Origin of the sequence: Bacillus pumilus (genome assembly GCF_009937765.1) — a bacterium.
Lineage (GTDB): Bacteria > Bacillota > Bacilli > Bacillales > Bacillaceae > Bacillus > Bacillus pumilus_O.
In genome coordinates, this window is the sequence record NZ_CP047089.1 from 1827184 (window position 1) to 1853342 (window position 26159).

Below are 26159 nucleotides of genomic sequence, written 5' to 3' on the forward strand. Positions count from 1 at the left end.
CGGCAAGCCGTCCAAGTCACAAGTAGTATCATACCATACCTATATGCAGTGTGCAATACAATCTAGTCATTATGAAGCTGCCAAAGCCATCTTTTTTCTTCTTCTGTTAACGTTTTGCAAGAATCGATCAAATCTGGCCGTCTTGTATAAGTTCGCTTCAAAGATTCTTTGCGCCGCCACTCTTCTATTTTGGCATGATTTCCAGAAAGGAGCACATCCGGCACTTTTAGTCCTTTATAATCGGCTGGCCTTGTATAGTGAGGATGCTCTAGCAAACCTGTACTAAATGAATCTTCAATGTGAGACGCTTCTTTTCCAAGCACATGAGGCAAAAGCCTGACCACACTGTCTGCAATCATCATCGCTGGCAGCTCTCCGCCTGTGAGAACGAAATCTCCGATTGAGATTTCATCTGTGACAAGATGCTCCCTGATGCGCTCATCGTAGCCTTCATAATGGCCGCAAATGAACATAAGGTGTTCTTCTTTTGCAAGTTCTTCTGCCTTCTTTTGGGTATATCTTTCTCCTTGAGGACAGACAAGAATAATTCGGGGCTTCTTGCTTGCTTTGTTCGTCAAATCTTCTACCGCATCGAATACGGGCTGAGCTTTCAGTACCATACCAGCACCGCCGCCATACGGATAGTCATCTACTGTTTTATGCTTATGATCCGAATACTCTCTAAAATTGACAACATTGAATGAGACAGCTTCTTTCTCCTGTGCCTTTTTCAAGATCGATGAGTGGAGCACACCTTCGAACATTTCAGGAAAAAGTGTTAAGAAGTCGATTTTCATTCGTCAATGAGTCCTTCCATCACTTCAATGTGTATGGTTTTAGATGAGATATCGATCTTTTTGACGACAGATGGAATATAAGGAATCAAGGCATCTTTTTTGCCTTTTCTTCCGACCACCCAGACATCATTTGCCCCTGGTGTTAAAATCTCTTTGATTTGCCCGACAAGCTGATCCTCTTCATCGTATACTTCACAGCCAATGATTTGGTGGAAATAAAACTCTCCTTCATCTAAAGAGCCGAGATGTTCTTTTTCTACTTTTAAGATTGATTCTTTCAATAGCTCTGCTTCATTTAATGAGCTAATTTCTTCAAATGTGAGCAAATCAAACTGTTTATGCTGCCTATGTGATGCGACAGTGACTTTCAGCGGCTCCCCTTGACCTTGTTTAAAGATATAGAGGACGCTTCCTTTTTTGTAACGCTCTTCTGGGAAATCTGTCTTTGACACGACGCGTACTTCTCCGCGTACTCCGTGTGTATTGACAATCTTTCCAACATTCAACCATTCTTGTTCCATGTTCTCAATCACCCCTGACGTATTTCCACAATGGTGCCGTCTTTCACAACGATGACATTATCTTGCATTTTGTCATCCCATTTATCACCTATGTTCACTTCAACCAGCGCATCCACTTCTGTCTCTTTCATTTCACTTCCAAGCGGCAAAATATGCAGCTGCTCTACTTGAAAGTCAATTTGCTGGATTTTCTCCTGCCGTTTATCGATGGCTTTTTGAAATTGAGGGATGGCTTCTTGCTGATATGGTTCTTTTTCATGTTTTTTCAGTTGAAAATATAGTTGATTGCATTCACGCTCTAGTCTTTCTTTTTTCTCCAAAAAAGTCGTTAACAGTTTGTCCTTACTGCTTTCAGTTAATACTTGCATGACGGTGACATGTTGAATGATCTGCATCTTCCTTTTTGTCCCCCTATCCGAAGGCATTTGTCCTCTACAGTATAACGAAAAATAGATTTAAACGTGTAAAAAAAGGGGAGGTCCTAAGCCCTCTCCCTTTTTAGTCAGCAATCTCAAGTTGAACTTTCTTAGAAGACTCTGCACTTGCTGCAAACATGACTGTTCGTATCGCTTTTGCTGTACGTCCCTGCTTTCCGATCACCTTTCCGGTATCTTCAGCATTGACAGACAGTGTGTAAATCACTTGCTCATCTTTTTCTAATGAAGATACGTGAATATCTTCAGGGAAATCAACAAGTGGCTCGACGATGGACACAATCAATTCTTCCAAGGACAGCTCATTCATTATTTGCTGTTTTTCGCATTATGAAATTTTTCAAGAATTCCTTGGCTTGAGAAAAGGTTGCGAACTGTATCAGATGGTTTCGCACCATTTTGAAGCCATTTAAGAGCTAATTCTTCGTTGATTTTCACCTCAGCTGGTGATAACACTGGATTGTATGTTCCAACTGTTTCGATGAAACGACCGTCACGTGGTGAACGAGAATCTGCTACTACAATACGATAGAAAGGAGATCTTTTTGATCCCATACGTTTTAAACGAATTTTTACTGCCATTTTACTAGCACCTCCGAAAATATTTCAACAAGATAGTATATTAACAATGATAAAAGGGTTTGTAAAGTGTTTTTTCTTAACAACGGTTTTATCATGTATAACCAATTACATAAATGGTAATTTAAAGCCTTTTTTCTTTCCTTTGGACATGTTGGTCATTTGCTTCATCATCTTTTTCATTTCGTCAAATTGCTTTAAAAGGCGATTGACTTCCTGTACAGATGTTCCGCTTCCTTTTGCAATCCGTTTTCTTCGGCTTGCATTGATGACCTCTGGCTGTTCTTTTTCCTCGGTCGTCATTGATTTAATGATCGCTTCGATGTGATTGAGCTGCTTTTCGTCTACTTGGACGTTTTTGAGCCCCTTCATTTTACCGGCTCCCGGCATCATTTGGATCAATTCATCGAGTGGACCCATGTTACGAACTTGGCCAAGCTGCTCGAGGAAATCATCGAGTGTAAAGCTCATGGTCCGCATTTTTTGTTCAAGCTCTTTCGCTTTATCTTGGTCCACGTTTGCCTGTGCTTTTTCAATCAGTGTAAGCACATCTCCCATGCCAAGAATTCTTGATGCCATCCGTTCTGGGTGGAATGGTTCAATCGCGTCAAGCTTTTCACCTAGCGCGGCGAATTTAATCGGCGTATTGGTGACAGCTCGAATAGAAAGGGCTGCACCGCCTCGTGTATCACCGTCTAGTTTCGTTAGAACGACACCTGTTAAACCAAGCTGTTCATTGAAGCTTTTTGCTACATTGACAGCATCTTGACCTGTCATAGAGTCAACAACAAGGAAAATTTCTTCTGGACTCGCTACTTCTTTTACTTTCTGAAGTTCATCCATCAATTCTTCATCAATATGAAGGCGTCCTGCTGTATCTAAAATGACATAATCATGGTGTTCTTCTTTCGCTTTTTCGATTGCCTGTTTGGCAATCTCGACAGGACTGACTTGATCACCTAATGAAAACACAGGCATATCAAGCTGTTTCCCTAGCGTTTGAAGCTGCTGGATCGCTGCTGGTCTGTAAATATCTGCAGCCACCATCATCGGCTTGCGATTATGTTTTTTGCGAAGTAAATTAGCAAGCTTCCCAGTTGTGGTGGTTTTACCTGCCCCTTGAAGACCAACCATCATAATGACCGTCGGAGATTTTTTCGCTACAGCGATTTTACTCTCTTCTCCGCCCATTAATTCAGTGAGCTCTTCTTTTACAACTTTAATGACCTGTTGTCCAGGGGTAAGGCTTTTCATGACCTCTTGTCCAACTGCCCGCTCACTTACTTTTTTCACAAAGTCTTTGACTACTTTAAAATTGACGTCAGCTTCAAGAAGGGCAAGGCGAACCTCGCGCATCATTTCTTTTACATCTTGTTCTGACACTTTTCCTTTGCCGCGGATTTTTGAAATCGTCTGCTGCAGTCGGTCGGCTAATCCTTCAAATGCCATACTGTGCCGCCTCCTAATCTAATTTCTCAAGCGATTCAATTAAAGCTTCTGCTTCTTCCGTCTGAGCGGAATCTGCTACGAGCTCTCTCATTTTTTTGAGAAGTTCTTTACGCTCTTTAAATTTCTTAAACAAGAGCAGCTTTTCTTCATATTGTTCAAGCATCGCTTCAGTCCGTTTAATATTATCATAAACAGCCTGTCTTGATACTTCATATTCATCCGCAATTTCACCGAGGGAAAAATCGTCTAGGTAGTAAAGCGACATGTAGCTCTTTTGCTTTGCGGTTAACAACGATTGATAGAAGTCAAACAAGTAGTTCATTCTCGTTGTTTTTTCAAGCGTCATGGGCTCTCTCCCCTTTGTTAAGTTCATTCCCTTTACATCAACTAAGTTTACACGGTTCTCTACTGTGTGTCAAGTTTTTATCTTGTCACTTCATAAAGCGGCGTATAAATAAAAATGCCAGCAGATTTTGCCGGCATTTTTGTTAGTCTTCTTGATCAATGACGTCTGAGAATAATCCATACACATACGATTCTGCATCGAATTCTTGCAGATCGTCTACTTTTTCACCTAAACCGACAAGCTTCACAGGGATGTTTAGCTCATTTCGAATGGCAAGGACAATCCCGCCTTTTGCAGTCCCGTCAAGCTTTGTTAAAGCAATTCCTGTCACATTCGTCGCTTTAGAAAATTCCTTCGCTTGTGCCATCGCATTTTGACCCGTTGTTGCATCGAGAGCGAGTAGCACTTCATGCGGTGCATCTGGAACCTCGCGTTCAATGACTCTCTTGACCTTCTCCAGCTCTTTCATCAAGTTGACTTTGTTTTGCAGTCTTCCTGCTGTATCACAAATAAGGACATCCGCATTTTTCGCTTTTGCTGATTGAACAGCATCATAGATGACCGCTGCTGGGTCAGAGCCAGCCGTCTGTTTGACAACAGGCACGCCTGAACGCTCTCCCCATACTTCAAGCTGCTCAATGGCACCGGCACGGAATGTATCACCTGCTGCCAAAATGACGGATTTTCCTTCATTTTTCAATTTATTTGCAAGTTTGCCGATCGTTGTTGTTTTCCCAACACCATTGACCCCTACAAATAAAATGATATTTAATCGCCCGTCTTCGATATTCAGCGCAGAGATTTGTTCCTCTCCGCTATTATAGATTTCAACCAGTTTTTCAGAGATGACCGATTGAACTTCACTTGGGTCTTGAATGTTTCTTAGTTTTACTTCTTTCTTCAGCTCATCAATCAGTTCCATCACCGTTGTGAAACCAACATCTGCTCCGATCAGAACTTCTTCTAATTCTTCAAAAAAGTCTTCATCCACTTTACGGTAGCGTGAAATGAGTTCGTTTACTCTTCCTTGAAAGGAGTTTCTCGTTTTTTCAAGTCCATCTTTAAACTTTTCTGATACTGAATCGGTTTGCTGTGTAAATTTTTCTTTTAATTTCTTAAAAAAGCTCATTTGGTTCCAAAACCTCCTTTAATTACTGGACAAGCTCTTTCGTTTCTTCTAGTTTGACAGATACAAGCTTAGAAACACCTGATTCCTGCATCGTCACACCGTAGAGCACATCTGCTTCTTCCATTGTTCCTTTGCGGTGCGTAATGACAATGAATTGTGTTTCTTGACTGTATTTCTTTAAATATTGAGCAAAGCGGAAAACATTGGCTTCATCAAGTGCCGCTTCTACCTCATCTAATACGCAAAATGGTACTGGTCTGACTTTTAAAATAGAGAACAGTAAGGCGATCGCTGTTAATGCTCTCTCTCCGCCTGAAAGCAGGCTTAAGTTTTGCAGCTTTTTCCCTGGCGGCTGCGCGACAATATCAACACCAGAGTTTAGTAAATCGTTTGGATCTGTTAGTTTAAGGTCTGCTCTTCCGCCGCCAAATAACGCTTGGAAAACTGATTCAAAATGTCCGCGAATTTGCGAGAATGTTTCAGAGAAGCGCTTTGTCATCTCTTGATCCATTTCTTCGATCACTTGGAATAATGTATTTTTCGCTTCTGTCAGATCATTTCGCTGTTCTGTTAAGAAGAGGTAGCGTTCATTCACTCGTTCATACTCATCAATGCTGCCTAAGTTCACTGTTCCTAGCTCTTCAATGGCTAATTTGATCAGCTTCACTCGTTTTCTTGCTTCATCTGACGATAGCGTCAGATGATACATCTCTTTTGCCCCTTCAAACGAAAGTGCATACTCTTCGTTCAAATAAGCGATGAGGTTGTCGAGCTCAACTTCCATACGCCCAAGCTTAATCTCTTCATCTTTTAAGCTTGTGGTGAGCTGCTTGTAAAGGCGTTTTTGTTCTTTCAGTTCACGTTCAGCAAATTCTAACGTTTCAGAAAGAGCAAGGCGCTGTTTACGCCGCTCTGAAATGAGTGCGGTTGTTTTGTTTTTGTTTTCCAGTTTCTCTTTCGCTGCTTCTTCCAGCTGTTCTGCCCCGCTTGAGCTAGACGTCATTTCACTTGTTAAGAGTGACAGATCTTCTTTTGTTTCCGTCAGCGTTTGTTCAGCCTCTTCTAATTCTGCCATTAAGCTCGAAAGCTTTTCTTGTTCATTCGCTAAGGACTGCTCTTTTTTAGCAAGTGAGATTTTCAGCTCTGTTAATTCGGCAGAAATGGTTTCTTTCGTTGAGCTTTGGGTTTGCTTACGCTTTGTTAATGTATTGATCTCTTGATCTAGGGTGGTCAATTTCTCCCCTATCGAAACTTCAAGAGCTGCCTGCTCTTTGTCCTTATCTATAAGTTCAGTAGAACGCAGCTGTAATTCTTCTTTTTCTTGGTCATAGAGTTCAAGGTGAGCATTAATATTTTTTTCTGCTACTTGCAGTTCGTATAGCTTCCCTTTGAGCTCTTGCTGCTGTTCACGAAGCGTTTCGCCGCGCTGACGCAGTTCGTTTAATTGGCTTTCATTTGCAGCAATTAATTGCTTCGTTTCTTTTGTTTCCTTTTCAAGGATCGTTGTTTTTTCTTCCATTTCAACGAGCTGCTTTGTTAATGTTTCGATCTCCCTGCTTCTTGAAAGAAGGGAGTTGTTCTTTTTCTTTACACCGCCACCGGTCATTGAACCGCCTGGGTTTACGACATCGCCATCAAGGGTCACGATGCGATAACGATGACCAAGCATTTTTGCGAGTTCATTGGCGCCTTTTAAGTCTCTAACGATCAGAACCGTTCCAAGCAAGTTCTGTATGACCTTTTGATATTTTTCATCAAAGGAAACAAGTTGACTTGCTACACCGATAAATGCAGCATGCTGCTCGGCTGTTTGGACGTCTCTATGCTGAATGGTTCTTTCTTTGATCACATTCATCGGCAGGAAAGTTGCTCGTCCAAAGGAGTGCTGCTTTAAGTATGCAATTGCTTGTCGCGCGGCGGCTTCATTCTCTGTGACGACGTGCTGCGTTGCTGCGCCTAACGCGATTTCAATCGCTGTCTCATGCTGCTGATCTGTTTGAATCAGCTCTGCAATGGCACCGTGAATACCGCCTAACCGTTCTTTTGCCTTTAAGACCTCTTTTACTCCTTGGAAAAAGCCTGAGAAATCTTCCTGCATGGATTCTAGCATCTCTTTTTTTGACTTTGCCTGCTGCACATATTGATAGGCTTGATAAAGAGCCGTTTCTTTTTTCTCGTATTGACGTTTTATTTGCTCAAGCTTTTGTTCCGCTTCTCTAAACCGCTTGACCTGAGCCAAAATGTCTTCTTCTAGAGCTGAAAGCTGCTTCTGAGCCTCTGTTTTCTTCTCTTTGACAGATACACGCTCTTCAATGTGTTTTTGGTTATTTTGTGTGAGCCGATCCAGCTGCATAGCCGCTTGTCGCTGCTGTTCTTCTAACAATTTGCGTTCGTTGCGGATGGAAGCCTGTTCATTGAGTAGATCAAAATAATCGCTTTTTAGCTGTTCAATTTGACCTTCCACATCTTCACTATGAAGCGACAGTTGATGCTGCTTCGTTTTCACTTCATCTTTTAGCTGCTGCACTTCTTTTTGAAGGCTATCCCGCGTGATTTTCTGCTGCTGAATTTTTTCGGTTAGCTGCGCCTGCTTTTCAGTTAAGCGAATGAGTGTTTCTTCTAGCTGTCCCTGGTTTGCGGCAGCATTTTTCTTCCGTTCTTTTAGTACTTCTTTTTTACCTTCAAGCTTTTCTAATTCCTCACTTGTGAAAAGAAGAACTTCTTGTAAGTCATTAATTGATTCGTCAAGCGCTTGAATGCGGTCTCTTGATTCTTCAATTTTTGCTTCTTTTGCTTGAATCTCTGTGGATTGCTTCATTTCATCTTGTTTGAAGCGCTCGACAGCTTCACCAAGTGTTGTCCATTTTTCATGAAGTGCTTCGATGTCATGGACAGTTAAGGCGATTTCGACATTTTCAAGCTCTTCTTTTTTTTGCAAATAGTCCTTTGCAATAGATGCCTGCATTCTTAAAGGTTCTACTTGGTCTTCTAGTTCATGCAGAATATCTTCTACTCGGTTTAAGTTGTCCTGCGTTTCAAACAGTTTATTCTCGGCTTTTTTCTTTCTTGTTTTATATTTCAAAACGCCAGCCGCTTCTTCAAAGATGCTTCTTCTCTCTTCTGCCTTACTTGATAGAATTTCTTCTACCTTCCCTTGGCTGATGATCGAAAAGGCTTCCTTTCCAAGACCTGAATCCATGAAAAGATCAATAATATCCTTTAAGCGGACAGATTGATTGTTTATGAGAAATTCACTTTCTCCTGATCGATAGACTCTTCTTGTCACACTGACTTCGTGAAAATCGATCGGTAAAAAGTGGTCTTCGTTATCTAATGTTAAAGTCACTTCTGCTAGATTGACTCTTTTCCTTGAGTCGCTTCCTGCAAAAATGATGTCTTCCATTTTTCCTCCGCGGAGGCTTTTCGCTGATTGTTCTCCAAGTACCCAGCGGATGGCATCGGTAATATTACTTTTGCCGCTTCCGTTTGGTCCGACAACAGCTGTAACCCCTTTGACAAAGTCCACGGTCACTCGCTGCGCAAAAGATTTGAATCCTATCACGTCTAAACGTTTGAGGAACATGAGAGTGATCCTCCTTATGTATTTAAAGTACTATCATCTTACCATATGAAGTGAAAAAAGATGATGGAAAACAGAGTGAAATCCCCCTGAATCACGAGGGGGATTTTATTGGTTCATATGATGTTTCTGCAATTTAGCAAGTGCTTCCTGTGCAGCATGCTGTTCTGCTTCTTTTTTACTGCGACCATTTCCAATTCCAAGCACTTCCCCGCGAAGGGAGACATTTGCTTCAAATTCACGGTTGTGTGCTGGTCCTTTTTCATGCAAAATGCGGTATTCGAGTACACCTTTTCCATCGCGCTGAACGAATTCTTGCAGCTGGCTTTTAAAGTCCATGACATGCGAGAACGCTCCATCATTAATTTTCGGATAAACATAGGCTTCTAGGAATCGTTCTACTGGCTCCAGCCCTTGATCTAAATAAAGTGCTCCGATAAACGCCTCGAATACGTCTGCTAAAAGTGCTGGACGTTTTCTACCGCCGGTCATTTCTTCGCCTTTTCCTAAAAGAACAAGGTCTCCGAAGGACAGCTCATGTGCCAGAGACACAAGTGATGGTTCACATACGATCGCTGCTCTTAGTTTTGTTAAATCTCCCTCGCTCATCGCAGGGTATTTCGCAAATAAGAATTGAGAGATGGTCAATTCTAAAACAGCATCTCCTAAAAATTCAAGTCTTTCATTATCCTCGTATGGTTTTTTCCGGTGTTCATTCACATAAGAGGAATGCGTAAATGCTTGATATAGAAGTTTTTCATTTTGAAAGTGTACAGAAATACGCTGCTGGAATTCTCTAAATTGCTCTAGTTTTTTGCTCTGTTTCTGTTTGTCTTTATATTGTTTTGGCATAGCAACCTCCAGGTAGGCTTAATCGCCTTTAAGGATACTGATTATATGGAGTCTCTCTTTCTACATGCAAGGAAACAATGCTCCTTAGCATCTGAAAAAGGCTGACAATTGATCAGCTGAATATGTTGAAACTAACATAAATTTTGAAAGTCCCGTCATGAAAATAGACGGGACTTTGTTACGCTTATTGCTGGCTATTTATGTAGTTCACAGCGTCACCGACTGTTGCAATTTTTTCAGCATCTTCGTCAGAAATTTCCATATCGAACTCATCTTCAAGTTCCATAACTAGCTCAACTACATCAAGGGAATCAGCGCCTAAATCTTCTTTAAATGAAGCTTCCATTTTCACGTCAGCCTCATCAACGCCAAGGCGGTCTACAATAATTTTTGTTACACGCTCTAATACGTCTGCCATTGCCTTTCACCTCCCCTCAAAGTATTATAGTTGATTCGTTTTTAAAAAACTAGAGAAAACCTAATGAAATTTTGATATTTCTTAGGACATGACCATTCCGCCATCTACTTGGATGGTTTGGCCTGTAATATAACCTGCTCCTTCTGAAGCTAAAAACACAACAACATTGCTAATATCTTCAGGTGCACCAAAGCGTGCAAGCGGGATCTGCTTAAGCATTTCAGTCTGTACATTCTCATCAAGCTTGTCTGTCATATCTGTTGAAATAAAGCCTGGTGCTACTGCATTGACTGTAATATGACGGGTTGCCAGCTCTTTTGCTGTTGTTTTTGTTAATCCGATGACACCAGCTTTTGCTGCAACATAGTTTGCTTGTCCAGGGTTTCCACATACGCCAACCACTGAAGCCAAGTTGATGATTCTTCCACTGCGCTGTTTCATCATTTGACGAGTCACGGCTTTTGTACAGTTAAAGACACCTTTTAAGTTTATGTTAATGACGTCATCCCATTCATTTTCTTTCATTCTCATAAGCAGGTTGTCTTTTGTAATCCCTGCATTATTGACAAGGATGTCAATTGAGCCAAATGTATCAATCGCTTGTTTCATGAGCGCTTGTACTTCTTCAGCATTTGAAACATCAGCTTTAACGGCAAAAGCCTGCTGGCCAAGAGCTTTGATTTCATCTACGACTTCATTTGCTTTTGCTTCGTTTCCAGAATAGTTGACGACAACATTTGCACCATTCTTTGCTAAATCGATCGCAATAGAACGGCCAATCCCGCGTGATGCACCTGTTACAACGGCTGTTTTATTTGTAAGCATCAAGAATCCCCCTTCAATGTTTCAATGGCTGCTTCAATTGTTTCCTGATCTGAAACTGAAATGGTTGTCAGGCGGCGATTGACCTTTTTCACAAGACCTGAAAGCACTTTGCCCGGACCGATTTCAATAAACGTTGTCACGCCTAAATCAATCAGACGTTCTACGCTTTCTTCAAATCGAACAGGAGAATACAATTGTTCAATGAGCTTTGTTTCAATAGCATCACGAGATGTGACGATGTCTGCTGTGACATTTGAGATCACTGGTGTTTTGGCATCTGAAATATCTAGCTTTGACAAAACATCTGTGAATTTTTCAGCGGCTGGTTTCATTAAGGCAGAATGGAAAGGTCCACTCACTTCAAGGGCAATCGCACGTTTTGCGCCCTTTTCTTTCGCTTTTTCTGAAGCGAGTTCGACACCTTTTGCTGTACCAGAGATTACAATTTGACCAGGACAGTTTAAGTTAGCGAGTTCTACAAGATGGCCACTCTCTGTCACTTCTTTTGTCACTTCTAAAAGCGCTGTTTGATCTAAGCCAAGGATCGCTGCCATAGCGCCCTCTCCTGCTGGAACAGCTTCGTTCATTAATTCGCCGCGCTTTCTCACTGCATAAACAGCATCTTGAAAAGATAGTGCGCCTGCAGCAACAAGGGCCGTATATTCCCCAAGGCTATGTCCTGCTGCGTAATCTGCTTTGATTCCGCTCTCTTCAAATTTCTTTAAGATGGCGATACTTGTTGTTAAAAGAGCTGGCTGCGCGTTATAAGTGAGCGTCAGTTCTTCTGCATCTCCTTCAAAAATCATTGAAGATAAGTCAAAACCGAGGGTCTTGTCTGCTTCTTCAAATACAGCTTTAGATACTGCTTCTTGGTCAAATAAATCTTTCCCCATGCCAATTTTTTGAGATCCTTGGCCAGGGAATAAAAATGCAATTTTAGTCATGCTGCTATACCTCCATTAAGACTCGTTCGTGGTTTCTTTTTGGACTTCTTGATGAATGATGGCTGAAACGTCTTTTTCTACGATATCACGTGCCTGACGAATGGCATGAAAAATGGCGTTTTCATCAGAGGAACCGTGCGCTTTAATGACAGGTGCTTTTAAACCAAATAAAGCGGCACCACCATATTCGGAGTAATCCATTTTGGATTTCATCTGCATCAATTTCGGCTTCATCATACCAGCCGCTATTTTTGCTGTGAAGCTGGATGTTAAGGTTTCTTTCAGCATTTTAAATACAGAAAGAGCTGTGCCTTCAATCGTTTTCAGAGCAATATTTCCTGTGAAACCATCTGTGACAACGACGTCAGCTACACCTTCTAATAAGTCACGAGACTCCACATTTCCTACGAAATTCAAGTCTGATGCTTTTAACAATTCAAAGGTTTTTTTCGTGAGATCGTTGCCTTTTTTATCTTCTGTTCCTACATTTAACAATCCTACACGCGGATTTCTCTTTGGAAAAACACGCTCTGCGTAAATTGAACCCATCATCGCATATTGTACAAGGTGTTCTGGTTTGGCATCAACGTTAGCGCCGACATCTAGTAATAAAAACCCGCTGCCATCAAGTGTTGGCAGTGTCGGAGCAAGTGCTGGTCTATCGATGCCATCAATTCTTCCTACGATAAACAGTCCTGCTGTCATAAGTGCGCCAGTGTTTCCTGCTGAAATACAGGCATCTGCTCGTCCTTCGGATACTTCTTGCGCCATTTTCACCATAGATGAATCCTTTTTACGCCTAACTGCACGCACTGGTTCATCTGTCGGTTCAATGACTTCTTTTGCATCTAAAATCGTGATGCGCTCGTTGTTTGTTATGTATGGTTTGATTTTATTTTCATCGCCGACAAGTGTAATCTCGATATCTGAAAATGCCGTTAAGCTTTTTTGCACACCGTCAATAATGGCTTTAGGGGCATGGTCTCCCCCCATTGCATCGACTGCAATTCTCATATTACGTGCCACCTTTTACTTTTGTTTTGAGCGATACATGACAAAGTCTCCTGAGAAGACAACTTCTTCACCGACATAGCTGTTCACTTCAACTACAGTTCTGCCTTTTTCTTTATCATGCGAGGCTACTTTGGCTTTTGAGACGACTCGTTCGCCTTGTTTAACCTGCCTTGTAAATTTAATATTTGCTTTTGCTGTTAAAGCCAGTTCATCGTCAATGACCGCTACTGCAAGCGAATTTGCCTGGGCGAAGAGATGATGTCCCCTGGCAATTTGGTTTCGGCTAAATACATGCTCTTTTCTCACTTCTAAAATGGAAATAGCTTGGTCATCAAGCTCTACATCAATCATTTCTCCAATCACTTCATCCAGTGGAAGTGATTTCACTTCATCCTCTAATGTCTTTTCGGCCACATGCTTAATTCTTTCGCGTAATTCAGGGATTGACAATTCCAAACGATCAAGACGAACCGTTTGAATGCTTACACCGAATTTAGTTGCCAATTCTTCATCAGTAATGAACGGAGTCGAGCTGATCGTTTGCTGGAGAAGTTTTTGACGTTCTTTTTTATTTAGTTTCATATGCAGACACCATCCGTACATTTATGACTAGGTACTAATAGTAGTATATAATCTCATAGATGATAAATCAATCCTTGTTTCAAAAAGACAAGAAAATTCCTCCAGCGCCTGATCAGCTTAATTTATCTCCGCCCAGCACCCCGCTGTCTACCAGCGTTTGCCGAAGTTCTTTATATTCCGGATCTGTCCAAAATGCATCTGACTGCACAAGTTCTGCCGCATCTTTTCTAGCAGTTTCCAGTGCTCTGTAGTCATGAACCATATCGGCTACTTTAAATTCAGGCATTCCGCTTTGTTTTTTACCGAAGAAATCGCCGGGTCCTCTTAGCTCTAAGTCCTTTTCAGACAACTCAAAGCCGTCGGTCGTTTCAGACATAATCCTCATCCGCTCTTTTCCGGTTTCTGATTTTGGATCCGCCATTAAAATACAAAATGATTGATGCTCTCCTCGTCCAACTCGGCCTCTGAGCTGATGAAGCTGAGACAGCCCGAAGCGGTCTGCATCGTAAATGACCATGATGGTCGCATTGGGTACGTTGACACCCACTTCAACGACTGTTGTTGAAACAAGAATTTGCACTTCATTTGCTGTAAAGTCTCTCATCACCTGATCTTTTTCATCACTCGCGAGTTTCCCGTGCATTAAGCCGATCGACCACTTACCGCGGTATGCCTCTGTCAGCATGCTGTGGACATCAATCGCATTTTGCACATCGAGTTTGTCTGATTCTTCTATGAGCGGACAAATAATGTATGCCTGTCTTCCTTTTTTCAGCTCTTTATCTACAAATGCAAGAATCCTCTCAAGCATGTCATGCTTGACCCAATACGTTTCGATCTGTTTTCTGCCGGCTGGTAATTCATCAATGACGGATACGTCCATTTCTCCAAAAACAGTGATCGCAAGTGTGCGCGGAATAGGTGTGGCCGTCATGAACAAGACATCTGGGTCCTGTCCTTTACTTCTTAGTTTTTTCCGTTGTTCTACGCCAAACCGGTGCTGCTCATCTGTAATTACGAGACCAAGCTGCTGAAATTCGACTTCGTCTTGAATGAGCGCATGCGTTCCGACTAAAATATCAATCTCGCCCTCTTTTAGACGCTCCAGCAATTCTCTGCGGCGCTTTCCCTTTACAGAGCTTGTTAGTAGAGCGATATTGAGTCCCCATTTTTCAAACAACTGATAAAGGGAATCAGCATGCTGTTCTGCCAAAATCTCTGTTGGAACCATTAATGCACCTTGATAGCCAGATAAATGAGCGGCATATAGTGCAATTGCTGCAACAGCTGTTTTCCCTGAGCCTACATCCCCTTGAAGCAGTCGGTTCATCCGGTATGGGGACGCCATATCAGACATAATTTCATCAAGCACTCTTGATTGTGCCTTTGTCAGCGGAAATGGCAGGCTGTGAACAAACTCAAAAACAGCCTCTTTGGAAAACGGATGCTGGATGCCCGATGTTTTTTCTCGTTCTTTCTTTCTGATGGCCTGCATCTTCAGCTGGAAAATAAGAAATTCCTCGTACACAAAGCGTCGTCTCGCTTGCTTGAGTGAGTCTCTTGTTTCTGGCAGGTGAATGGTTTTTAATGCTTCTTGATAGGACATGAGTTTATAGGTAGAGACAAGCTGCTTTGGCAGTGGATCTTCAGCTTTATCTACATAAAGTGACAAGGCTTGTTTGACAAAACGCCTCATCATCTTCACGGTTACATTTTCTTTGACTGAATAAACAGGCTCTATACTGCCATCTTGCTCGTGCGTCCCTTTTTTAAATTCCTGCACCATGATCGATTGACGGTTTTTATCCCATTTCCCAGTGACGGATACCGTATCACCTAACACAAGGCTTCTTTTTAAATAAGGGCGATTGAAACAAATTGCTGTGATGAGGAAACGCCCGACAAGCAGCCTGAATGTCAGCCTGCTTCGTTTTTTTCCATAATAGGTGAGGACGGGCTCACTGTGCACTTTTCCTTCAACTGTGACACGTTCGTCATGCTTTACTTCTTCTAAGTTACGAAGCTCATAGTCGTCATATCGATAAGGAAAGTAGCCAAGTAAATCGGCTACTGTGTGGATCCCAAGTTCATTGAGTGTTTTTTCGGTTTCTTCTCCAATCCCCTTGAGGACTGAGACGTTATCTTGCAGTTTCTGTATCACGAGATGAGGTCACACCTCCGAAAATCTTCTTTTCAAGCTCTCTTGCTGTCGGTGTCGCAGCAAGTCCGCCTTGTGCTGTTTCACGAAGTGCCGTTGGCATGGTTTGACCGATTTTATACATCGCATCAATGACTTCATCACACGGAATACGACTGGTGATGCCGGCAAGTGCCATATCTGCTGCAATCATTGCATTTGATGCACCCATTGCGTTTCGTTTTACGCACGGTACCTCGACAAGTCCAGCGACTGGGTCACAAACAAGTCCAAGCATATTTTTCAGTGTAATCGCCATTGCTTCAGCAGATTGCTGAGGCGTACCGCCTGCCATTTCAACAATGGCTGCTGCCGCCATCCCTGAGGCTGAACCTACCTCAGCCTGACAGCCGCCTGCTGCACCAGAGATGCTCGCATTATTGGCCACAACAAAACCAAATGCGCCAGAAGTGAATAGGAATCTGACCATTTGTTCCTTTGTTGGCTTTAATGTTTGTTTTACTGCAAATAATGTCCCTGGCACGACACCTGCTGAACCTGCTGTAGGCGTTGCACAGATCGTCCCCATTGCGGCATTGACTTCATTTGTTGCCACTGCCTTACTGACAGCATCTAATATCGTATGACCAGACAGTGTTTTGCCTGATGCAATATACGCTTGAAGTTTGACCGCATCTCCGCCCGTTAAACCCGATAATGATTTCACACCTTTTAGCCCGTTTTCTACGGCCTGTTCCATCACTTCTAGGTTGCGGTACATTTGGGAGAATATATCTTCACGTGACTTCCCTGTCACTTCCATTTCTTGCGTAATCATGATTTCTGAAATGGAGGTATTCCGTTCTTCTGTTAGCTGTACGAGTTCTTTGACGTTTTTAAACATCATTCATAACCTCCTTGTTGTTACTCTGCAATTTGTGTGACTTGAATAATGTTTGGCAGTGTTTCAAGCTCCAATAAGACAGCTGGGTCAATATTTTGATCCACTTCAATGGTCATCAGAGCCTCTTGCCCGACATCTTTACGCGCCACTTCCATATGACCGATGTTGATGGCAAATTTCGCTAACACGTTAGCGACTGCTGCAATCGTGCCATAGCGATCGTTATGAACCACAAGAATGGCAGGATGATTTCCTGAAAGTCTGAGCTCAAAGCCATTCAATTCAGTAATTTCAATTTTACCACCGCCGATGGAAATCCCGATTAATTCAAGGGTTCCATTTGCATCTGATATCTCTACTTTTGCTGTATTCGGGTGCGCTGGCACTGCATCTTCTTCTTTAAATTCAATGTCGATCCCTTTGCTTTTTGCAATATCGATCGCTGTTTTGATGCGTTCATCAAATGTATCAAAGTCAAGAACGCCGCCGATAATGGCGACATCTGTACCGTGTCCTTTATACGTATCTTTAAAAGAGCCATAAAATGAAACGACAATTCGTTTCGGCTCTCTTCCGAATAAACTGCGAGCCACTCTTCCTATTCGAGCTGCACCCGCTGTGTGCGAACTTGATGGACCAATCATGACGGGTCCAATAATATCAAACACACTTCTAAATTTCATAGGTCTTCCCCTCTCATAACCACTCACATATTGGTTTGGTTCTTTCTTTAGACTAATGGATTCAATCGTTTCCCGCAACTCATTTCACCGTTGAATCGGTAGTAAAAAATTGCAAAAGAAGAAGAAGGGCTTTATTTGCCCTTCTTTCGTTATTCCACAGCCAAAATATATGAATAAAGCGGCTGTTTTCCATCGTGGACTTCAACTTCTATATCTTCAAATGTTTCTTCAATAAAGGCTTCTAACTCGTCCATCTCTTCAGACGATGCATCTTCCCCTTTAATGATCGTAACGATCTCATCATCTTCTGTCACCATTTTGGTCAAAAGTTCCTTAGCTGCATCTAATTGATTTTTCGCAGTTAAGGTGATTTTTCCGTTATAGAGACCCATATAATCTCCTTTAGCAATATCGATTCCATCGATTTGGGTATCTCTCACTGCAAAGGTGATTTGGCCGCTTTTCACGTTGTCAATGGCATCTAGCATCGCCGCTTCGTTGTCTTCGTTTGAAGCTGCTTCATTGAGAGAAAGAAGTGCCGACATTCCTTGAGGAACGGTCTTCGTTGGAATGACCACAACCTCACGATTTGAGACAGTTGCCGCCTGTTTCGCTGCCATGACAATATTAGAATTATTAGGTAAGATAAAGACCGTTTCGGCATGTACGCTTTCAATTGCTGTGACAATGTCTTCTGTGCTCGGGTTCATTGTCTGTCCGCCTTCAATGACAACGGAAGCTCCGATACTTTTAAACAAGTCAGCAATTCCTTCTCCCATTGCGACACTGACGACGCCAAAGCGCTGTTTTTCAGCAGCAGCAGATGCCTTTGGTGTAGCAGCAGGTGCATGTTCTTTTTCTTCGTTCACAATTGAACTATGCTGCTCTCTCATGTTTTCAATTTTCATATTGATTAGGCTGCCGTAGCGCTGTGCATAGGATAAGACATCCCCAGGCTGCTCTGCATGAATATGAACTTTTGCCAGCGTTTCATCTGATACCACAAGAAGTGAATCTCCGAATTCGCTTAAGTCTTCTCTGAAAGCATTCTCATCAAAGGACTGTTTGTCTTCTTCAAATTTCACCATAAATTCAGTACAATAACCAAATTCGATATCTTCAGTGTTCATATGGCTTTGTGCACTTTTATGATGCTCTGCACTGACAAGCTCTTTTAACGTTGGCAAAGAGGCCATCTTCGAAGGAAGTTCCTCTCCTCTTAATGAAGCAAGGAAACCTTCATATACGCAGAGAAGTCCTTTACCTCCACTATCGACAACGCCTACTTCTTTTAAAACAGGAAGCAGATCTGGCGTTCGATCAAGTGATGCTCTCGCTTCCTCAATCGTTAACTCAAGAACGCGGTCAATGTCATTTTCGGTTGCTGAAACAGCAACCGCTTTCTTTGCTGCATCCTTTGCGACCGTTAAGATGGTTCCTTCAATCGGCTTCATCACGGCTTTATATGCTGTATCGACACCTGCCTGTAAGGCAAGGGCAAATTCTTTTGCATCAATCATTTCTTTTTGTTCGATTTGTTTACTGAAACCTCTAAAGAGCTGTGATAGGATAACGCCTGAGTTCCCTCTTGCGCCCATTAATAGCCCTTTTGACAAGGCCACGCCGACCTTCCCAATATGATCGGTATTTGTTTCTTCAACTGCTTTTGCCCCTGAAGTCATTGACAAATTCATATTTGTCCCCGTGTCTCCGTCTGGCACTGGAAAAACATTTAACGCATCCACAATTTGTGCGTTTTGAGAAAGATGGTGAGCACCTGCAAGAATCATTTTTGCAAATGAGCGGCCATCAAGATTTCTAATAGACAATATATTTCCTCCTTACTACGGGTTCGTAACTCTTACTCCTTGTACATAAATGTTGACCGAATCAACAGAAAGCCCAACTGTGTGAGAAATTGTATATTTGACTTTCGTTTGAACATTATGTGCGACTTCTGATATTTTTGTACCGTAGCTGACGATGATGTACATATCAATATGAATGCGGTCTTCTTTTTGACGCACAAGAACACCCCGGCTGAAGTTCTCTTTGCGGAGAATATCCGTCAAGCCGTCCTTGATTTGATTTTTGGACGCCATCCCAACAATACCATAGCAATCGATCGCAGCGCCTCCTGCCACCATTGCAATGACTTCATTTGATATATCAATTTGTCCGTATTTCGTTCTAAGTTCAATGGACACATTGGTTCCCCCTTTTTGAGAAATTGCCCTGAGTTATCACTATTTTACTATAAGACCCTTCTTTTTAAAAGAAATCATTCAATCCGACCCAATCCTACTTATACTATAGCCTTGATTTTTTATCAAGATGTCAAGGTATTTTTCTTGAAAGAGGAGTAAACAATCCTTGCAAACCCCTTGAAGCTGTGGTAAATTATTAAAGTATCTTGAGGCATCTCTAAGTACGTATATGAAGAATATGATGATGTTTTCGCAGTTAGGAGGGAAACAAATGGCACGTAAATGCGTTATTACAGGCAGAAAAACAAAAGCTGGGAACAATCGTTCTCACGCAATGAACTCTACAAAACGTACATGGGGCGCGAACCTTCAAAAAGTTCGTATTCTAGTGGACGGTAAGCCTAAAAGAGTATATGTATCAGCTCGAGCTTTGAAATCTGGTAAAGTTGAGCGTGTATAAGCAAGAGTAAACGCCTGCTACAATAACTTGTAGCAGGCGTTTTTATGTGGAAATAAAGGAGATTACTCATTAATCTTTCTTAAATGAACCAAGCATCGCACGGACAATGCCGCCAAGAAATCTAGGCAGTTTGATTGTATAAAATTTCATTTTGTCCCCCTCCTAAAAGTACCGCTTGCAGCACAATTGAGCTTAATCAGCCATCCACGTTGATAGGTTGGTCAATCTTTGCTTCTTACCATTATTAATATGCCTTCATGAAAAGAAAAAGTACCATTTGAGTGGATGAGTTCGTTACTAATACATAGTGTGGAACCAGGCTCAATATGACAATTTTTCAGAGGATATTTGAAACCTTTTAATGTCAGCTTTTCAACAGGTGTCCCAAAGGGTAGAAACGATACATACTTTTTATCTTGATCTTCTTTTATTTCGTATGTACCAGGTTCAAACATTTGAATGATATTTTGTTTGTCTACAAGGGTGATATTCTGCTTGTGCTGAATCCCTTTATATAGAAGATGGATATTTCCTAGAAAATGATCCGCCCTTCCTCCTGTAATACCGTAAATGTCAATATGTGCTGGGTGCTGACTCAGTGCCCAGTTCAGCGCAAGCTCTAAATCGGTTTCATCCTTTTCAGCTTGAAAGACATTCAGGGCAGGCAATTTTTCTTTTAGCTCCCGAAGCTCTTCTTCTGTCACACTGTCAAAATCACCAAAGGCTTTGGCAGGGGTAATCCCGTGTTCTAGTAAGAAGAGAGTTCCACGGTCTACGCCAATCCAGAGAACATCCTCTTGTGATGCTTCACGTTCAAGTGGCGGGATGTATTCAAAAGGACCGCCGGCAACGATATGTATGTGCATGATATACGCTCCTCTTCATGTAAAAAGAACCAAAGATCACAATGACTTTGGTTCCTTCCTTTATGCTTCTCGAATTGCTTGGATCGCTACTGCGCGGTTGTCTTCACCGTATACCGCAGAGCCCGCGACGAGTAAATTAGCGCCAGCTTCCTTGCAGCTCTTTGCAGTCTCTACATTGACACCGCCGTCTATTTCTATCAGTAAATCGGTTAAGCCCTTTTGTTCACTCAGTGCTTTTACTTCTTTTACCTTCTTGAGGACAGATGGAATAAATGCCTGTCCACCAAAACCAGGGTTCACAGTCATGAATAACACTAGGTCCACATCTTCTAATACATGCTCAATGTGAGACACAGGTGTGTGGGGATTCAAGACGACCCCTGCTTTTACACCTTGTTCTTTTATATGTTGTATTGTTCGATGTAAGTGCGGACAAGCTTCCACATGAACAGAAATAATATCAGCGCCAGCTTTTGCGAATGCAGGAATATACCGATCTGGCTGCTCAATCATGAGGTGAACATCAAGCGGAAGACGCGTATGCGGTCTGATCGCTTCGACGACATTTGGCCCGAATGTCATATTCGGAACAAAATGACCATCCATGACATCGATATGAATGTAATCTGCACCGCCTTGTTCCACATCACGGATATCTTTCTCCAAATTGGCAAAATCTGCTGATAAAATGGAAGGGGCTATATAAACCATGATTTAGTACCTCGGCTTTCTGTCTTTGATTTCAGTTAAAAACTCTAGATAATGCTGATAGCGATACTCTTTGATTTGATCATGCTCAACCGCATCTTTTATCGCACAGCCAGGCTCTTTCACGTGCAGACAGCCTCGAAATTTACAGTCTCCACTTCGGTCTCTAATATCTAAAAAGTATAGACCTAGATCTTCTGCTTCGATGCCAGTAAATTCGAGCGAGCTAAAGCCCGGAGTATCTGCAATGAGCCCGTTTGCTGTTCGAATGAGCTCGACATGTCTTGTCGTATGCTTTCCTCGTCCGAGATGGGATGAGATATCATCTGTTTTCAGCGCCAATTCAGGACTCATCGCATTTAAAAGGGACGACTTGCCTACACCAGACTGACCGGCAAATACCGTGATTTTATTGTGAAAGTGTGGAGTCAGCTTCTCAATGCCGTCTCCTTCAATCGTAGAAGTTAAATGTACCTCATAGCCAATTTGCCGATAGTCGTCTGCATATGCCATGATCGTTTCACGCTCTTCGTCTGTTTTCAATAAGTCCATTTTAGTAATGCAGATAATTGGCTCAATATGATTGGCTTCAACAAGCACTAAAAATCTGTCTAAGAGCGATGTGCTAAAGGTTGGTTCTGCCGCTGAGAAAACAAGTACCGCTTGATCAACGTTACTGATAGGTGGACGAACAAGTTCGTTTGTCCGTTCTTTTACTTCTAATAAGTAGCCTTCTTTATCGTTGTCTGCTTGATACACGACGTAATCGCCAACAAGAGGTGTGATTTTGTTTTTTCGAAAGATGCCTCTCGCTCTGCACTGAACCACTTTTCCACTTTCTTGTGACTCGTCTAGCACATAGTAGAATCCGCTTAATGCTTTAATAATTTTGCCCTCAGGCATAAAGTCCCTCCTTTATTCATCATCAGGGTATTCGATCGTTTTCGAGCTGACGACTTTATCATCAACCGTCACTTGATAATATCCTTTTTGACCTGGTTCAATCTTAAATTTAATGGTCCGTTCAGTCGGCGCAGTGATTTTAAAGCTTTCGTACGAATCAGAGATGCTATGCTCGGCATCATCAATGGAAATTTGGACATTCATCTCCTGCCCTTCCGCTTCTGGTTCATAAGGGATCGAAATCTTTTCAGTCACCGTTTTGGCTGGTTTTTCCTTCGGTCCAAGAGAGAATGTAATCTTGACCGTGTCACCTGGTTTAACAGCCGTTCCTGCTCCTGGTTCCTGCTTCATGACCTCGCCTTTTGGCACATCATCAGAATACGCTTCTTTTTCATCAAGCTTTAAGCCGTTATCCTCTAAATAATTCGATGCCGCTTGCTTACTATACGTCGTTAAATCACGTAATGTAATATCGGCAGGACCTATGCTGACAGTCAACGTGACCTCTTCATCTGCTGCTACAAGTTCCGTATTCGCTGAAGGACTCTGTTCCATGACAATTCCAGATTCGGTGTCATTATCATTCACTTCCTCCACAACGACCTGTTTAAACCCTTTTTTCTCTAATATTTCTTTTGCTTTATCGACCTTTTCACCTGTCACATCAGGTAATTCGGTCTTTTCCTTGCCAGTACTTTCGTAAAGCTGAATCTCTGTTCCTTCTTTGACCTTTGTACCGATTTTCGGGTCTGTTTTGACGACGAGACCTTTTTCAATTTTCTCATCAGCGATCTCTATTGACTCCGAAGCGACGGTAAACCCAGCTTTCTTTAAGGCATCTTCTGCTTTTTCAACCGTCATGCCAGATACGTCTGTGACTTCCACATCTTTTGGAAAAAGCATCCCTGGAAACACAGTGATGGCTAAAATTGTCGCAGCAATCAACATAAATAAGATGGATGCCACAATCCATGGCCATTTTTTTCGTTTCTTTTTCGGTTTTTGTTTCTCTTTTTTCTTCGGTTTTTGAGCCGGGTGGACGGCTGTTTTTTCATTTTCTTGATCGATTTGATGATCTTGAATGATTGGGATCGCTTTCGTTGCTTCATGGTCTTCTTCAATAACAAAGCGTTTTTCTCTTAATCTGGCTGGATCGAAAGCGGTTTTTAAGTCCTTTTGCATTTCAGACGCATCTTCATATCGATAAAATGGATCTTTGGCCATCGCTTTTAAAATGATGTTTTCCACACTTTGTGGAACAGAAGGATTCCACCTTCTTACAGATGGCGGCTCTGATTGTAAATGCTTCAGTGCAACACTGACAGCCGATTCCCCTTCAAATGGCATGCGTCCTGAGATGAGTTCATAGAGCACAATCCCAAGCGAATAGATGTCTGACTTTTTTGTTGCCAGTCCTCCGCGTGCTTGTTCTGGAGACAAATAGTGGACGGAGCCTAGGACAGAATTTGTATGGGTAATGGTTGCTGAGCTGAGTGCCATGGCAATCCCAAAATCAGTGACTTTGATGTTCCCCATATTGTCTATTAATATATTGTGAGGCTTAATGTCACGGTGGACGAGCTGTTTCGCATGGGCTTCTTCCATTGCCGCAACGACTTGCTCCATGATACGAACGGCTTCTTTCGGATGAAGCGGGCCATTGGCGTGTATGTATTCTTTCAGCGTCATCCCCTCGACATATTCCATGACAATATAATAAATGTCATCTTCTTCCCCAACATCATAGATGCTGACAATATTCGAATGATCTAAGCTTGCAGCTGACTGCGCTTCCCTTCGGAAACGTCTAATAAAATCATCATCGCTTGCAAAGTCAAACCGCAAAATTTTAATCGCTACTTCGCGATCTAAAATCATATCCTCCGCCAAATAGACGTTTGCCATTCCGCCTCCGCCTATGACGCGAAGAATCTGATAACGGCCGCTGATCCTTTTTCCGATCAACACTTGCTGTCACCCTCCTCTGGCTGGGAGGAGATTTCTAACAGTACTGCTGTAATGTTATCTTCACCGCCGTTGTCATTCGCTGTTTGTATTAACTCTGTTACTTTTTCCTCTGGTGCGGTTGTTTGCGTTAAAATATGAATCAAATTCTCTTCTTCTACTTTATTCGATAGACCATCTGAGCAAAGCAGAATTTGATCTCCTGGGTCCACCTCAAAAGTGCGTGCATCAATTTGAACACGTTTATCTGTTCCTAATGCTTTCGTGAGCACATTTTTTCTTGGATGATATTCTGCATCCGCTTTTGAAATTTCACCTGTTTTCACAAGCTCGTTCACGAGTGAATGATCATCCGTTAATTGGGTCAGCGCTCCTTCTCTTAGCAAGTAGCAGCGGCTGTCTCCAATATGCGCAATTGTGACCGTTTGCAAATGAACGAGTGCGCATACAATGGTCGTCCCCATTCCTTGGCACTCCTCATTGTTTTGCGCATGTTCATAAACTTGGTCATTAATTTCACTGATTTTTGAGATTAACCAGCTTTCTTGATCGGCTGGCTTTTCTGGAATTGAAGATGTTTCTTCCCAGTATTCTTTTAAAGAAGAGACTGCCATCTTGCTGGCGACATCACCAGCAAGATGCCCTCCCATGCCGTCTGCTACAACAGCGAGAAGTGAATCTTCTTTTGCTTCAAAAATACCTGCATCATCTTCATTATGCTGACGGACTTTTCCTGTATCGGTAAGAAAGGCTGCCCTTATCAACATTCGTCACCTCGTCTCTTCCTGACGCTCCTTCGCTCTTAGCTGACCGCAAGCAGCATCAATGTCATGGCCTTGCTCTCGTCTAATCGTTACGTTTACGCCGCGTTCTTTCAACGTTTTTTCAAATAGGAAGATTTGCTCTCTAGGTGTTCTCACATAATCTCTTTCTGGTACATAGTTCACCGGAATGAGGTTCACGTGGCACTTGATTCCTTTTAATAGGTCTGCTAGTTCTTCTGCATGGTGAACCTGATCATTTACTCCGCCAAATAGGCCGTATTCAAAGCTGACACGTCTACCCGTCTTTTGAATGTAGTATTCGATGGCTTCCATTAATTTTGGCAGCTTATATGCCTTATTGATCGGCATTAAGCGGCTTCTGATCTCTGTGTTCGGTGCGTGCAATGACACAGCAAAGTTGATTTGCATTTGCTCATCAGCGAATTGATAGATTTTTGGAATGATTCCACTTGTCGAAACCGTAATATGGCGTGCACCAATATTTAAGCCGTTATCATGGTTGATGATTTTAAGGAAGGCGAGCATTTCTTCAAAGTTATCAAACGGTTCGCCAATACCCATGATGACAACAGAGCTGACTCTCTCATCTGTTTCGTCAAGTGCCTGCTGCACTTTTAGTACTTGTGCAACGATTTCTCCAGCTTCAAGGTTTCGTTTTAAACCGCCAAGTGTAGATGCACAGAATGTACAGCCGATTCTACAACCAACCTGTGTTGTCACGCAGACAGAGTTTCCATATTCATGACGCATAAGCACTGTTTCAATTGTATAACCATCGTGTAGTTCAAATAAAAACTTGATCGTACCGTCTTGAGACGTTTGTTTGATCACGGTTTTTAAAGTTGTGATCGCAAATTGAGCTTTTAATTTTTCTCTTAATTCTTTAGAGAGGTTAGACATTGCATCAAAGGATGTCACACGTTTCTCATAAAGCCACTCAAAAATTTGAGCTGCGCGGAAAGGCTTTTCGTCTTGTTCTTTTAACCATTCTTTCATTTCGTGAAGCTCAAATGAATAAATCGATGGCATATCTGTTTTCAGTTCTTTTCTTACTTTTTGTTCTGTCATTTT

Annotated in this window: 28 protein-coding genes; 1 reads left to right on the top strand and 27 read right to left on the bottom strand. The window is 42.1% G+C overall.

Going from position 1 to position 26159, the window contains the following annotated elements; all coding sequences use genetic code 11:
* Positions 1 to 62: 62 nt before the first annotated feature.
* The 20 genes from trmD to GPS65_RS08940 all read right to left on the bottom strand — a co-directional run bounded on the left by trmD (position 63) and on the right by GPS65_RS08940 (position 19401).
* Positions 63 to 797 (bottom strand): tRNA (guanosine(37)-N1)-methyltransferase TrmD, encoded by a 735-nt coding sequence (trmD, locus tag GPS65_RS08845; RefSeq protein ID WP_012009939.1) that lies wholly within the window; start codon positions 795 to 797, stop codon positions 63 to 65.
* Positions 794 to 1318: a ribosome maturation factor RimM gene (rimM, locus tag GPS65_RS08850; protein ID WP_050945053.1), complete on the bottom strand. Its 525-nt coding sequence runs from the start codon at positions 1316 to 1318 to the stop codon at positions 794 to 796. Before rimM ends, trmD begins: the two co-directional genes overlap by 4 nt.
* A gap of 8 nt (positions 1319 to 1326) precedes the next feature.
* Complete coding sequence (locus GPS65_RS08855) at positions 1327 to 1713, bottom strand: YlqD family protein (RefSeq protein ID WP_119124840.1); 387 nt, start codon at positions 1711 to 1713, stop codon at positions 1327 to 1329.
* A gap of 103 nt (positions 1714 to 1816) precedes the next feature.
* Entirely contained in the window at positions 1817 to 2062 is a 246-nt protein-coding gene (locus GPS65_RS08860; protein WP_012009937.1) for a KH domain-containing protein, read from the bottom strand.
* Positions 2062 to 2334, bottom strand: a complete 273-nt coding sequence (gene rpsP / locus GPS65_RS08865; RefSeq protein ID WP_003212139.1) for a 30S ribosomal protein S16 — start codon at positions 2332 to 2334, stop codon at positions 2062 to 2064. Before rpsP ends, GPS65_RS08860 begins: the two co-directional genes overlap by 1 nt.
* Positions 2335 to 2439: 105 nt before the next feature.
* Positions 2440 to 3780 (bottom strand): signal recognition particle protein, encoded by a 1341-nt coding sequence (gene ffh / locus GPS65_RS08870; RefSeq protein ID WP_058014005.1) that lies wholly within the window; start codon positions 3778 to 3780, stop codon positions 2440 to 2442.
* A 13-nt stretch (positions 3781 to 3793) separates the two neighbouring features.
* Positions 3794 to 4126 (bottom strand): putative DNA-binding protein, encoded by a 333-nt coding sequence (locus GPS65_RS08875; RefSeq protein WP_012009935.1) that lies wholly within the window; start codon positions 4124 to 4126, stop codon positions 3794 to 3796.
* Positions 4127 to 4268: 142 nt separating this feature from the next.
* A complete protein-coding gene (ftsY, locus tag GPS65_RS08880) occupies positions 4269 to 5255 on the bottom strand; it encodes a signal recognition particle-docking protein FtsY (protein ID WP_034662411.1) in 987 nt (328 codons plus the stop codon).
* 22 nt (positions 5256 to 5277) lie between these two features.
* A complete protein-coding gene (gene smc / locus GPS65_RS08885; RefSeq protein ID WP_119124839.1) occupies positions 5278 to 8838 on the bottom strand; it encodes a chromosome segregation protein SMC in 3561 nt (1186 codons plus the stop codon).
* Positions 8839 to 8943: 105 nt separating this feature from the next.
* Positions 8944 to 9687, bottom strand: a complete 744-nt coding sequence (gene rnc, locus GPS65_RS08890; protein ID WP_012009932.1) for a ribonuclease III — start codon at positions 9685 to 9687, stop codon at positions 8944 to 8946.
* Positions 9688 to 9871: 184 nt separating this feature from the next.
* Positions 9872 to 10105 carry an acyl carrier protein gene (acpP, locus tag GPS65_RS08895; RefSeq protein WP_012009931.1) on the bottom strand — a complete coding sequence of 78 codons (234 nt, stop codon included), beginning with the start codon at positions 10103 to 10105 and terminating at the stop codon, positions 9872 to 9874.
* An 81-nt stretch (positions 10106 to 10186) separates the two neighbouring features.
* Complete coding sequence (fabG, locus tag GPS65_RS08900) at positions 10187 to 10930, bottom strand: 3-oxoacyl-[acyl-carrier-protein] reductase (protein WP_058014008.1); 744 nt, start codon at positions 10928 to 10930, stop codon at positions 10187 to 10189.
* Positions 10930 to 11874 (bottom strand): ACP S-malonyltransferase, encoded by a 945-nt coding sequence (fabD, locus tag GPS65_RS08905; protein ID WP_119124838.1) that lies wholly within the window; start codon positions 11872 to 11874, stop codon positions 10930 to 10932. Before fabD ends, fabG begins: the two co-directional genes overlap by 1 nt.
* Before the next feature lie 15 nt (positions 11875 to 11889).
* Positions 11890 to 12888: a phosphate acyltransferase PlsX gene (gene plsX, locus GPS65_RS08910; protein WP_119124837.1), complete on the bottom strand. Its 999-nt coding sequence runs from the start codon at positions 12886 to 12888 to the stop codon at positions 11890 to 11892.
* 15 nt (positions 12889 to 12903) lie between these two features.
* A complete protein-coding gene (gene fapR, locus GPS65_RS08915) occupies positions 12904 to 13470 on the bottom strand; it encodes a transcription factor FapR (RefSeq protein WP_012009927.1) in 567 nt (188 codons plus the stop codon).
* Positions 13471 to 13582: 112 nt separating this feature from the next.
* Positions 13583 to 15631, bottom strand: coding sequence for an ATP-dependent DNA helicase RecG (recG, locus tag GPS65_RS08920; protein ID WP_119124836.1), 2049 nt, complete (start codon positions 15629 to 15631; stop codon positions 13583 to 13585).
* The gene (gene sdaAA, locus GPS65_RS08925; protein WP_012009925.1) at positions 15609 to 16511 is read right to left on the bottom strand and encodes an L-serine ammonia-lyase, iron-sulfur-dependent, subunit alpha; all 903 of its coding nucleotides are present in this window, start codon (positions 16509 to 16511) and stop codon (positions 15609 to 15611) included. Before sdaAA ends, recG begins: the two co-directional genes overlap by 23 nt.
* A 20-nt stretch (positions 16512 to 16531) precedes the next feature.
* The gene (gene sdaAB, locus GPS65_RS08930; RefSeq protein ID WP_012009924.1) at positions 16532 to 17194 is read right to left on the bottom strand and encodes an L-serine ammonia-lyase, iron-sulfur-dependent subunit beta; all 663 of its coding nucleotides are present in this window, start codon (positions 17192 to 17194) and stop codon (positions 16532 to 16534) included.
* 149 nt (positions 17195 to 17343) lie between these two features.
* On the bottom strand, positions 17344 to 19023 hold the full coding sequence (locus GPS65_RS08935; RefSeq protein ID WP_012009923.1) for a DAK2 domain-containing protein: 1680 nt from the start codon (positions 19021 to 19023) through the stop codon (positions 17344 to 17346).
* Between the two features lie 15 nt (positions 19024 to 19038).
* A complete protein-coding gene (locus GPS65_RS08940; protein ID WP_003211680.1) occupies positions 19039 to 19401 on the bottom strand; it encodes an Asp23/Gls24 family envelope stress response protein in 363 nt (120 codons plus the stop codon).
* Between the two features lie 271 nt (positions 19402 to 19672).
* On the opposite strand from GPS65_RS08940, the gene rpmB reads away from it, so the two are divergent.
* The gene (gene rpmB / locus GPS65_RS08945) at positions 19673 to 19861 is read left to right on the top strand and encodes a 50S ribosomal protein L28 (RefSeq protein WP_003212514.1); all 189 of its coding nucleotides are present in this window, start codon (positions 19673 to 19675) and stop codon (positions 19859 to 19861) included.
* Positions 19862 to 19930: 69 nt separating this feature from the next.
* Here rpmB and spoVM read toward each other — a convergent pair whose 3' ends face one another.
* The 7 genes from spoVM to rlmN all read right to left on the bottom strand — a co-directional run bounded on the left by spoVM (position 19931) and on the right by rlmN (position 26156).
* Positions 19931 to 20011 (bottom strand): stage V sporulation protein SpoVM, encoded by an 81-nt coding sequence (spoVM, locus tag GPS65_RS08950; protein ID WP_008354550.1) that lies wholly within the window; start codon positions 20009 to 20011, stop codon positions 19931 to 19933.
* Positions 20012 to 20082: 71 nt separating this feature from the next.
* Positions 20083 to 20727 (bottom strand): thiamine diphosphokinase, encoded by a 645-nt coding sequence (locus GPS65_RS08955; protein ID WP_012009922.1) that lies wholly within the window; start codon positions 20725 to 20727, stop codon positions 20083 to 20085.
* A 60-nt stretch (positions 20728 to 20787) separates the two neighbouring features.
* Complete coding sequence (gene rpe, locus GPS65_RS08960) at positions 20788 to 21438, bottom strand: ribulose-phosphate 3-epimerase (protein WP_012009921.1); 651 nt, start codon at positions 21436 to 21438, stop codon at positions 20788 to 20790.
* 3 nt (positions 21439 to 21441) lie between these two features.
* On the bottom strand, positions 21442 to 22338 hold the full coding sequence (rsgA, locus tag GPS65_RS08965) for a ribosome small subunit-dependent GTPase A (protein WP_012009920.1): 897 nt from the start codon (positions 22336 to 22338) through the stop codon (positions 21442 to 21444).
* Between the two features lie 12 nt (positions 22339 to 22350).
* The gene (gene pknB, locus GPS65_RS08970; protein ID WP_119124835.1) at positions 22351 to 24306 is read right to left on the bottom strand and encodes a Stk1 family PASTA domain-containing Ser/Thr kinase; all 1956 of its coding nucleotides are present in this window, start codon (positions 24304 to 24306) and stop codon (positions 22351 to 22353) included.
* The gene (locus GPS65_RS08975; RefSeq protein ID WP_119124834.1) at positions 24300 to 25070 is read right to left on the bottom strand and encodes a Stp1/IreP family PP2C-type Ser/Thr phosphatase; all 771 of its coding nucleotides are present in this window, start codon (positions 25068 to 25070) and stop codon (positions 24300 to 24302) included. The genes pknB and GPS65_RS08975 overlap by 7 nt, the downstream gene beginning before the upstream one ends.
* 3 nt (positions 25071 to 25073) lie before the next feature.
* Positions 25074 to 26156 carry a dual-specificity RNA methyltransferase RlmN gene (gene rlmN / locus GPS65_RS08980; RefSeq protein ID WP_012009917.1) on the bottom strand — a complete coding sequence of 361 codons (1083 nt, stop codon included), beginning with the start codon at positions 26154 to 26156 and terminating at the stop codon, positions 25074 to 25076.
* Positions 26157 to 26159: the final 3 nt, after the last annotated feature.